General features: G+C 34.6%; 4 protein-coding genes. All 4 read left to right on the forward strand.

What is annotated here, in order from left to right; translation table 11 throughout:
* Positions 1–43 precede the first annotated feature (43 nt).
* Genes BN161_RS11285 through BN161_RS11300 form a run of 4 tightly spaced genes read left to right on the forward strand, consistent with a single transcriptional unit; the run spans position 44 to position 2981 of the window.
* On the forward strand, positions 44–853 hold the full coding sequence (locus tag BN161_RS11285; RefSeq protein ID WP_044266119.1) for a glycosyltransferase family 2 protein: 810 nt from the start codon (positions 44–46) through the stop codon (positions 851–853).
* Position 854: 1 nt separating this feature from the next.
* Positions 855–1631 (forward strand): glycosyltransferase family 2 protein, encoded by a 777-nt coding sequence (locus BN161_RS11290; RefSeq protein WP_044266121.1) that lies wholly within the window; start codon positions 855–857, stop codon positions 1629–1631.
* A 46-nt stretch (positions 1632–1677) separates the two neighbouring features.
* Positions 1678–2760 carry a GDP-mannose 4,6-dehydratase gene (gene gmd, locus BN161_RS11295; RefSeq protein ID WP_044266114.1) on the forward strand — a complete coding sequence of 361 codons (1083 nt, stop codon included), beginning with the start codon at positions 1678–1680 and terminating at the stop codon, positions 2758–2760.
* A gap of 2 nt (positions 2761–2762) precedes the next feature.
* The gene (locus tag BN161_RS11300; protein ID WP_044266117.1) at positions 2763–2981 is read left to right on the forward strand and encodes a hypothetical protein; all 219 of its coding nucleotides are present in this window, start codon (positions 2763–2765) and stop codon (positions 2979–2981) included.
* The last annotated feature ends 91 nt before the right edge of the window (positions 2982–3072 follow it).

Here is a 3072-nt window from a genome sequence, read left to right on the forward strand (position 1 = left end):
AGTACTAACATTTCTCTTGTACTAATAATTTGTTATTTTGTCAGTGCTAGAAGTTTCTATAATTATACCTTCTTATTGTCCTAAAGATTATTTGAAGGAGTGCTTGTTTTCTGTAATGAATCAGACTTTGGAAAAGGAAAAATTTGAAGTCATTATTGTACTCAATGGTCCCAAAGAACCTTTTCATTCTGAAATCACGGGATTAATATCATCATATCCTACTATTCGTTTGTTGTATGAAGAAAAGAGTGGTGTTTCTAATGCAAGAAATAAGGGTATTGAAGACTCTAAGGGTAACTTCATTTGTTTTATTGACGATGATGATATGATTTCTCCAACATATTTGGAAAGTTTGCTTGAAATCTCTAGTAGAGAAATAGTAGGGGTGAGTAATGTTTATAGCTTTGAAAAATCTGTCTTGGAACGAAAAGAAAATTTCTTTATATGCAAATTATTACGTCGTAAGCAAAAATATGATAATACTTCTTTTTTTAAATGTCGAGCTTTTTTATCTGTTCCATGGGCAAAGATGATTCATAGAGAGATTATTTCTAATCATAGATTTGATTGCCGTTTTAAAAATGGTGAGGATGCTTTGTTTATTACTTCTATAACAGATAATTTTTTAAGTATAAAATTTTCTTCTGATGATGCTATTTATTATGTAAGGGAACGTGTGGGATCTGCATCAAGAAAAAGAATTAAAATATTAAAAATAGTATCGGATTCATTTTGGTTAATAAGTGAATATATTATTACCTATTTAAAACATCCGTTTAGATATAGCTTTTTACTGTTTGCAGCTAGAATACCTGGCGTGCTAAAAAATGCTTTTTTATTATCAAAAAATTGAGATGAAAATATCTATAATAACTGTTTCGTATAATAGTGAGAATACACTTTCCAATACAATTGAAAGTGTGTTGTCGCAAGGTTTCTCTGATATAGAGTATATAATAGTAGATGGTTGTTCAAAGGATGGTACTACGGCTATTATAAAAAGTGCTGAATCAAGTTTTAATGGACGTATGAAATGGGTGTCAGAACCCGATAAAGGACTTTATGATGCTATGAATAAAGGTATTAAGATGGCTACAGGAGATGTTATTGGTATCTTAAATTCTGATGATTTATTTTATGATTCCAATGTTTTGAGGGATATAGCTTTGGCTTTTGATGAAAATACAGATGCGCTTTTTGGCAATTTATATTTTGTTAAGTCTGATGACGTGCATTGTATAGTTCGTGCATGGAAGGGTAGTACTTATTCTTCTTTTAAGAAAGGTTGGCATCCTGCCCATCCAACTTTTTACGTTCGTCGGGAAGTTTATGAAAAGTATGGAGGGTTTGATATATCGTTTGATGTGTCGGCAGATTTTGAACTTATGTTGCGTTTTATTGAGAAAAATCGTATCAGAACAAAATATTTGGATAGATATATGGTGAAAATGCGCATGGGGGGAGAAAGTACGAGGAATATAGCCAATATTATAAGAGGAAATAGAAATATAATTCGAGCTTTTCGTAAAAATGATATTCAGGTATCATGGGCATATCCTATATATCGTCTGTTTCCAAAAGTAGTAAGTTTGCTTCGGTATAAGTTAGGGCTAAAGACTGCCAATCTGTAAAACAATCAAACTAATTGTATTTTAATTTAAAAAGTGTATAGACTGCATGAGAAAAAAAGCATTAATTACTGGTATTACTGGGCAAGATGGTTCGTTCCTTGCTGAATTCTTAGTTGAGAAGGGATATGAGGTTCATGGTATTCTCCGCCGTTCTTCTTCATTCAATACAGCACGTATTGAGCATCTTTATTTGGATGAATGGGTGCGTGATATGAAACAAAACCGTTTGATAAATCTCCATTACGGAGACATGACCGACAGTAGTTCGCTGATTCGGATTATTCAGTTAGTACAACCGGACGAAATATATAATCTTGCTGCTCAAAGCCATGTAAAGGTAAGTTTCGATGTGCCTGAATATACTGCGGAAGCAGATGCAGTAGGTACGCTTCGTATGTTGGAGGCAGTACGTATTCTGGGTTTGGAAAATAAAACGAGAATTTATCAAGCTTCCACTTCAGAATTGTTTGGTAAAGTACAAGAAGTACCCCAAAAAGAAACTACCCCTTTTTATCCACGTAGTCCGTATGGCGTGGCTAAACAGTATGGTTTTTGGATAACTAAGAATTATCGGGAGAGTTATGGAATGTTTGCTGTAAATGGTATTTTGTTTAATCATGAGAGTGAGAGAAGAGGGGAAACTTTCGTAACACGAAAGATTACGATTGCAGCTTCACGCATAGCCCAAGGTTTGCAAGATAAGTTATATTTGGGAAATTTAGATGCTCGTCGTGATTGGGGATATGCAAAAGACTATGTAGAATGTATGTGGTTAATTCTTCAACATGAAGTTCCGGAAGATTTTGTAATAGCTACTGGTGAGATGCATACGGTTCGTGAGTTTGCTACATTGGCTTTTAGAGAAGTTGGTATTGAACTTCGTTGGGAAAATGAAGGAGTAGAGGAAAAGGGGATTGATATGAGGACAGGTAGAGTATTGGTTGAAGTTGATCCTAAATATTTTCGTCCTTGTGAGGTAGAGCAGTTATTGGGAGATCCAACAAAAGCGAAGACTTTATTAGGCTGGAATCCAACAAAAACATCTTTTGCTGAATTGGTGAAGATTATGATGACGCATGATATGCGATTTGTGGAAAAGTTGTATATCAAAAGTAAAATGGAAGAATGACAATGAGTGTGAATTATAAAATTATTGATACACAGAAAATCGTTGATTATATTATATCTTTTCCCAATGGAGTTTCGGTAGATGATATCATCCTGTATTCCGGTGCAGATAAGTTGCGGGTATATCCTGCTTTGTTTGAACTGGAACAAAGTGGGTGGGTGGAAGTGCTGGAAAGGGAGGAGCTTGGTGCACCATCAATTGTTCGTAAGAAAAATATTTAAAAGAAGATAAATGAAGTGACAGGTAACGGCGGTTATTTGTTTTAGGCAGCAGCCGGGATTGCTCTATACAAGGAGTGGTTCCGGCTGTTTT

Source organism: Bacteroides timonensis (assembly GCF_000513195.1).
GTDB lineage: Bacteria > Bacteroidota > Bacteroidia > Bacteroidales > Bacteroidaceae > Bacteroides > Bacteroides timonensis.

Excerpts from the sequence above, each read along its gene's own strand:
- BN161_RS11290 (WP_044266121.1), top strand. The coding sequence starts at position 855 with ATGAAAATATCTATAATAACTGTTTCGTATAATAGTGAGAATACACTT.
- gmd (WP_044266114.1), top strand. The coding sequence starts at position 1,678 with ATGAGAAAAAAAGCATTAATTACTGGTATTACTGGGCAAGATGGTTCG.
- BN161_RS11300 (WP_044266117.1), top strand. The coding sequence starts at position 2,763 with ATGAGTGTGAATTATAAAATTATTGATACACAGAAAATCGTTGATTAT.